We start from the raw sequence: 6,487 nt of genomic DNA on the forward strand, positions 1-6,487 counted from the left end.
TATGAACACAATTGAAGTAACAGGAAAGTCAGTAGAAGAAGCAATAGAAATGGGACTAGTGGAATTAAAGAAAAATAAAGAACAGGTAAAAATAGAAATTTTAGAAAAGGCCACAAAAGGCTTCTTAGGTATTATAGGAACAAAAATGGCTAAAGTAAAAATAACTGTAATTGATGATCCAGAGGAAGAAGCTATAAAGTTTTTGAAAAAAGTGTTTAAAGCTATGTCTATGGAGGTTGAATATCAGACTAGTATAAAAGACAACAATTTAAATATAACACTTGATGGACCAAATATGGGAGTTATTATTGGTAGAAGGGGTCAAACTCTTGATTCTTTACAATATTTAGTTAGTCTTGTTGTAAATAGGGATAGAGAAAACTATTTAAAGGTATTTATTGATACAGAAAATTATCGAGAAAAAAGGGAAGAAACCCTAGTGAGGTTAGCTAATAAAATGGCACGCAAGGTCAAAAAAATTGGCAAAACAGTAGTGTTAGAGCCAATGAACCCATATGAAAGAAGAATAATACATGCTGCTTTACAGGGTAATCATTACGTTCAAACATATAGTGAAGGAGAAGACCCCTACAGAAAAGTTGTAATTACTCTAAAGAAATAGCCTAAACCCAGTATAATTACTGGGTTTTTTACTGTAATATAATGATAGAGGCATATATATAATTGGTGTTTTGCTTAAAGCATAATTTTACATTGTTTAATTAAATGTTAATAAAATTTGGTATAATACTGATAAGCAAATTTTAATATTAAAATTCTACAAATAATAAATAGAGGTGAAAATATGTTTATTGATGATACTATTGCTGCTATTGCAACTGCTGCTGGTGAAGCAGGCATAGGGATAGTACGTATTAGTGGCTCTAAGGCAATAGAAATAATAGACGATATTTTTAGAGCTAACAATAATAAAAAAATATATGAAGATCAAAGAAAACTTACCTATGGGTATATATTTGATTTTGACAATAATGAAAAGATAGACGAAGTACTAGCTGTATATATGAAGGCGCCACATACCTATACTAAAGAAGATATTGTTGAAATAAATTGTCATGGTGGCATGATACCTGTTAAAAGAATACTTCAGCTTGTGTTGAGAAAGGGAGCGAGACTTGCTGAACCAGGGGAGTTTACTAAAAGAGCTTTTTTAAATGGCAGAATTGATTTAGCACAAGCTGAAGCAGTAATGGATTTAATAAGTGCAAAAACAGAAAAGGGCTTTGAAGTAGCGTTTGATCAGCTGGAGGGGTCATTATCAAAAAGGGTCGAGGAGATGAGAAAAGAAGTACTAGAATTATTAGCTCATATTGAAGTATCTATTGACTTTTCGGAGGAGGATGTAGATGAAGTAACCCTTGACTATCTTCTGGAAAAAAGTATTAAACTAGAGAAATCCATGACAAAGCTGTTAAGCACCTCAGATACAGGAAAAATTTTAAGAGAAGGTTTAAGCACTGTAATTGTTGGTAAGCCTAATGTTGGAAAATCCTCTTTACTGAATTCCTTATTAAGAGAGGCTAGAGCTATAGTAACCGAAGTACCTGGAACAACCAGAGATGTTATTGAGGAGCAATTGAACATTCAAGGTATACCTATAAAGTTAATTGATACAGCAGGTATTAGAGAAACTGAAGATATAGTTGAGAAGATTGGTGTAGGAAAATCAAAGGAGCTATTTAATAAGGCTGATTTAGTTATATTCATGTTGGATGCATCAAGAGAATTAACAAATGAGGATTTGCAAATAATCGAGATGATTAAGGACAAAAAGATAATAGTATTAATAAATAAAACAGACCTACCAAATAAATTAGATATTGCAAAGATTTGTCACCTGATAGGTGAAAGGAGCATAATAAAAACCTCCCTAAAGGAAGAGGTAGGACTAGATGAGCTAGAAAATGTACTTGTAAATATGGTGTATAAGGGTGAAGTTAAATCAAATAGTAATTTAATGATAGCAAATGTAAGACATAAGGATGCCTTAGAGAGGGCATTAAATAGTTTGAAGGAAGGTATTGAGGCAATAAGAAGGCAAATGCCCATGGATTTTATTGAAGTGGATTATAAGAACGTATGGGACTATCTTGGTGAGATAACAGGTGATACAGTTGGAGAAGATTTGATAGATCACATTTTTGCAAATTTTTGTATTGGAAAGTAAGTAAAAAAACTAGCTGTACTTATGACAGGAGGAATAGATTTAATGGAATATCATGCTGGAGCATACGACGTGATTGTCGTAGGTGCTGGACACGCTGGATGTGAAGCTGCATTAGCAGCTTCAAGAATGGGCTGTAAAACCTTAATAATAACTCTAACCTTAGATTCAATAGCTATGATGCCCTGTAATCCTTCAATAGGTGGAACAGGAAAGGGTCATTTAGTTAGAGAAATAGATGCTCTAGGTGGAGAAATGGGATTAAATATAGATAAAGCCTTTATTCAAAGCAGGATGCTAAACACTGCAAAGGGGCCAGCTGTCCACTCATTAAGGGCACAAGCGGATAAATCAAAATACCATATAGAAATGAAAAAAACAATAGAGAATCAGCCGAAACTTGATTTAGTTCAAGGGGAGGTTATTGATATTATTGTTAAAAACCAGCAGGCTAGGGGTGTAAAAACAAGGACAGGAAGCATATATGAGGGTAATGCCATAATACTTGCTACAGGAGTGTATTTGAAGAGTAAAATCTTTATGGGGGAAGTGAATTATGAGTCTGGTCCCAACGGACTTTTTCCAGCCAACTACCTATCAAACAGATTGAGGGAATTAGGCTGTAATTTGAGAAGGTTTAAAACAGGTACTCCAGCAAGAATACATAGGGATTCAATAGATTTTTCTAAAATGTCAATCCAACCTGGTGATACGGAAATTGTACCCTTCTCCTTTATGAACGATGAAATTAATATTGAACAGCAGCCCTGCTGGTTAACAAGAACCACTCCAGAAACCCTTAGGATAATTAATGAAAATTTAAAGAGATCATCCTTCTATAGAGGAGATATGGAGGGGGTAGGGCCCAGGTATTGTCCATCCATTGAGGATAAAATTGTTAGATTTCAAGATAAACCAACCCATCAATTATTTATAGAACCAGAAGGATTAAACACAAAGGAAATGTATCTACAGGGCATGTCAACAAGTCTGCCGGTTGAAGTGCAGGTAGAAATGATAAGGTCAGTAATTGGCTTAGAAAAAGCAGAAATAATGAGACCTGCCTACGCAATTGAATATGATTGCATAGATCCTACTCAATTAAAGCTATCACTTGAAATGAAGCATATTAATAATTTTTTCAGTGCTGGACAGTTTAATGGTACATCTGGCTATGAGGAGGCGGCAGCACAGGGACTTATTGCAGGAATAAATGCTGTATTAAAAATTAGAAGAGAGGAACCCCTTATTTTAGATAGGTCTGAAGCCTATATAGGAGTTATTATTGATGATCTAGTGACAAAGGGTACAAATGAGCCCTATAGAATGATGACCTCTCGAGCTGAGTACAGATTGGTGTTAAGGCAGGACAATGCAGACTTAAGGCTAACAGAAAAGGGATATAAGGTAGGACTAGTTACAGAAGAGAGATATAAGAGATTTAGTGGTAAAAAAGATAAAATTGCTTTGGAGATGGAAAGATTAAAAAAGACCAATGTTACACCAAAGGAAGTTAATAATATACTTGAAGAAATAGGGAGTTCCTTAATAAAAACAGGGGTATCACTCTATGAGCTTTTGAAAAGACCAGAGGTTAGCTATAAGGAAATAAAAAGATTAAAGAAAAATGAAGTAAATTATGAAGATATTGATAAAGAGGTTGAAGAGCAATGTGAAATAGTTATAAAATATGAAGGCTATATAGACAAGCAATTAAAGCAGATAGACCAGTTCAAAAAGCTAGAAGGAAAAAAGATACCAGAAGGGATTAATTACTTAGAAATTCAAGGTTTAAGATTAGAAGCAAGACAAAAGCTAAACAGTATAAGACCTTTATCTGTGGGTCAAGCGTCAAGAATATCTGGGGTTTCACCTGCAGACATCTCTGTACTGCTTGTGTATTTAGAGCAGAAAAGAAGACAAAAGGTGGGGGAAAAAAATTAATGACAGATATAAGGGATATTATAAAGGCTGGTTGTAGTGAGCTGGATATTGAAATAGACAATATTCATGTAGAAAAATTAGTTAAATATAAGGATTTGCTTATTGAATGGAACAAAAAAATGAACTTAACTGCTATAAAAGATGATGAAGAAATTGCAATAAAGCATTTTCTTGACTCCCTAGCCTGTTTAAAGGTCAAGGGGCTAGTTGAAGGAAAGCTTATTGACATAGGGACAGGTGCTGGATTCCCTGGTATACCAATTAAAATTTTAAAGGATGATATTAAAACAACCCTTTTAGATGCCTTAAATAAAAGACTAGAATTTTTAAAGGAAGTCTGTAGACATTTAGATTTAACAGATGTTGAATATTTACATGGCAGGGCTGAGGATTATGGTAGAGATGAAGCTTTTAGGGAGAACTTCGATTTTGCAGTGGCTAGAGCAGTGGCACCATTAAATGTTTTAGTTGAATATTGCTTACCCTTTGTAAGGGTGGGGGGCCTATTTATTTGTCAAAAAGGACCTAATCTTAATGAAGAGCTAAAGGAAGCTGAAGCCGCAATTAATATATTAGGTGGTAGGCTGGTGGAGGATCTAATAATTAAATTACCCTTCATGGATATAAAACATAGAATAATAGTTATTGAAAAAAACAAACAAACTCCGACAAAATATCCAAGAAGAGCAGGAAAACCAAGTAAGAATCCTATAAAATAAAAGAAAAAAGTTGATATTTGTAATACGAAAGTTTAAAAATCAACAATTTCTTAGAAGGAATCAATAAAAACATATAGAAAACTTTATATAATAATAATGTAGAAATAGATTAAACAAGGATTATAAAAAAGCATAGTTTAACAAGATTTTCAAGCTAAAGAAGAGAGGGAGTTATTCAATGAATAATTCAAATAAGCAAATTGAGGAAATCTCCATCAATTTAATAATCCCCAACCCTTATCAGCCTCGCAAATCCTTTTCACAAATCAGCTTGGAGGAATTGAGCCAATCAATTGAGGCGTATGGAATTTTACAGCCTATATCAGTAAGAAGGATAGGAAATGATAAGTATGAGTTAATAGCAGGTGAAAGGAGATTAAAGGCAGCTAAGCTAGCGAATTTACAAAAGGTGCCAGCAATAGTTCACCATCAGTATAACGATAAAGACTCAGCAGTGTTGGCTATAATAGAAAACCTTCAAAGAGAGGATTTAAACTTCATAGAAGAAGCGGAAGCATACCACAACTTAATTACAGAGCATAGCTTCACGCAACAGGAATTAGCTACGCAAATTGGAAAAAATCAATCTACTATAGCCAATAAATTAAGAATACTTAGGCTGGGAGAAGGGGTTAAAAAGCTGTTGCTTGAAAACAATTTATCAGAAAGGCATGCAAGAGCACTTCTAAAGCTACCTGACGATGAGCTTAGAATCATTGTATTACAGAAGGTAATTAAAAATGAGTATAATGTAAAGAAGACGGAAGAGATAATAGCAGAATTAATTGAAGAAATTAGTAAAGAGAGTGAAGTTAAAAGCAAGCAGAAAATAAGAAGCTTTATGAACTATAGAATATATATAAATACAATTAAGCAAGCATTTGAGGCCATTAAGGATAAGCAAGAGAATGCTGAGTTAAAACAAACTGATTGTGGCGAATATATCGAATTGACAGTAAGAATTCCAAAGACTTAGCATTACATCTGGGAAGCGTTACTAATAGAACCAATTCATAAGGTTGATATAATTTCCTGTACTTGTTAACAAGTGAGTTAAGCTTCTCGATATAAAAAAATACCTAAACATATAGGTATTTTTTTAAATAGTAGACAATAGCATTAAAATTATAGTTTGCCAATAAGAGTTAATACACCAAACACAATAAAAATTATACCAGCAGCTGTTTGCAGTACATTAGGGTTAATGTATTTGTTTAAATAGGTAGCAGCAAAAACCCCGATAAAAGAGCTTAGAATTAACGCAAGAGAAGCTCCAATAAAAACAGGTAATGAAGACTTTTTTTGTGTTGCCAATAACATTGTTTGTAATTGCGTTTTATCACCTAATTCAGCAATAAAAACTATACAAAAAGTCATAGCAATTGTTCTTAACATAAAATGCCTCCCTTTTATTATAAAGGTTAATTAATAAGAAAAATTAAGTTTGCTTAGTTTGTAAAATCTATATATTATGAAGTGTATTCGTAAATTAGTGTTATTAGAATTATAATATTTAACCAATAGCTAAAATAAAGAAACTTAGTACAGTTTGAGTTTTTTACTCAAATAGAACTCTAGTTCGACATACTTTATAGCTTAGTGGCACTTATCTACCAATACTTAAATGAAAATTTAAATT

General features: G+C 33.1%; 6 protein-coding genes. 5 read left to right on the plus strand and 1 reads right to left on the minus strand.

Annotated features, from left to right (window positions below; genetic code table 11):
* Position 1: 1 nt before the first annotated feature.
* The 5 genes from jag to noc all read left to right on the plus strand — a co-directional run bounded on the left by jag (position 2) and on the right by noc (position 5,824).
* A complete protein-coding gene (gene jag, locus F8154_RS10400; RefSeq protein ID WP_151861553.1) occupies positions 2-622 on the plus strand; it encodes an RNA-binding cell elongation regulator Jag/EloR in 621 nt (206 codons plus the stop codon).
* Between the two features lie 183 nt (positions 623-805).
* Entirely contained in the window at positions 806-2,188 is a 1,383-nt protein-coding gene (mnmE, locus tag F8154_RS10405) for a tRNA uridine-5-carboxymethylaminomethyl(34) synthesis GTPase MnmE (protein ID WP_151861554.1), read from the plus strand.
* 42 nt (positions 2,189-2,230) lie between these two features.
* The gene (mnmG, locus tag F8154_RS10410; protein WP_151861555.1) at positions 2,231-4,129 is read left to right on the plus strand and encodes a tRNA uridine-5-carboxymethylaminomethyl(34) synthesis enzyme MnmG; all 1,899 of its coding nucleotides are present in this window, start codon (positions 2,231-2,233) and stop codon (positions 4,127-4,129) included.
* Complete coding sequence (gene rsmG, locus F8154_RS10415) at positions 4,129-4,848, plus strand: 16S rRNA (guanine(527)-N(7))-methyltransferase RsmG (RefSeq protein ID WP_151861556.1); 720 nt, start codon at positions 4,129-4,131, stop codon at positions 4,846-4,848. Before mnmG ends, rsmG begins: the two co-directional genes overlap by 1 nt.
* A 178-nt stretch (positions 4,849-5,026) precedes the next feature.
* Positions 5,027-5,824: a nucleoid occlusion protein gene (gene noc / locus F8154_RS10420; RefSeq protein WP_151861557.1), complete on the plus strand. Its 798-nt coding sequence runs from the start codon at positions 5,027-5,029 to the stop codon at positions 5,822-5,824.
* Positions 5,825-5,973: 149 nt separating this feature from the next.
* Here the strand turns inward: noc and F8154_RS10425 are convergent, their stop codons facing one another.
* Positions 5,974-6,243, minus strand: coding sequence for a TMEM165/GDT1 family protein (locus tag F8154_RS10425; RefSeq protein WP_151861558.1), 270 nt, complete (start codon positions 6,241-6,243; stop codon positions 5,974-5,976).
* Between the last annotated feature and the right edge of the window lie 244 nt (positions 6,244-6,487).

The organism is Alkaliphilus pronyensis (assembly GCF_009017275.1).
GTDB lineage: Bacteria > Bacillota > Clostridia > Peptostreptococcales > Natronincolaceae > Alkaliphilus_C > Alkaliphilus_C pronyensis.

What these genes read in the sequence shown, in the direction of transcription:
- jag (WP_151861553.1), top strand. Translation starts at nt 2, where the DNA reads ATGAACACAATTGAAGTAACAGGAAAGTCAGTAGAAGAAGCAATAGAA.
- mnmE (WP_151861554.1), top strand. Translation starts at nt 806, where the DNA reads ATGTTTATTGATGATACTATTGCTGCTATTGCAACTGCTGCTGGTGAA.
- mnmG (WP_151861555.1), top strand. Translation starts at nt 2,231, where the DNA reads ATGGAATATCATGCTGGAGCATACGACGTGATTGTCGTAGGTGCTGGA.
- rsmG (WP_151861556.1), top strand. Translation starts at nt 4,129, where the DNA reads ATGACAGATATAAGGGATATTATAAAGGCTGGTTGTAGTGAGCTGGAT.
- noc (WP_151861557.1), top strand. Translation starts at nt 5,027, where the DNA reads ATGAATAATTCAAATAAGCAAATTGAGGAAATCTCCATCAATTTAATA.
- F8154_RS10425 (WP_151861558.1), bottom strand. Translation starts at nt 6,243, where the DNA reads ATGTTAAGAACAATTGCTATGACTTTTTGTATAGTTTTTATTGCTGAA.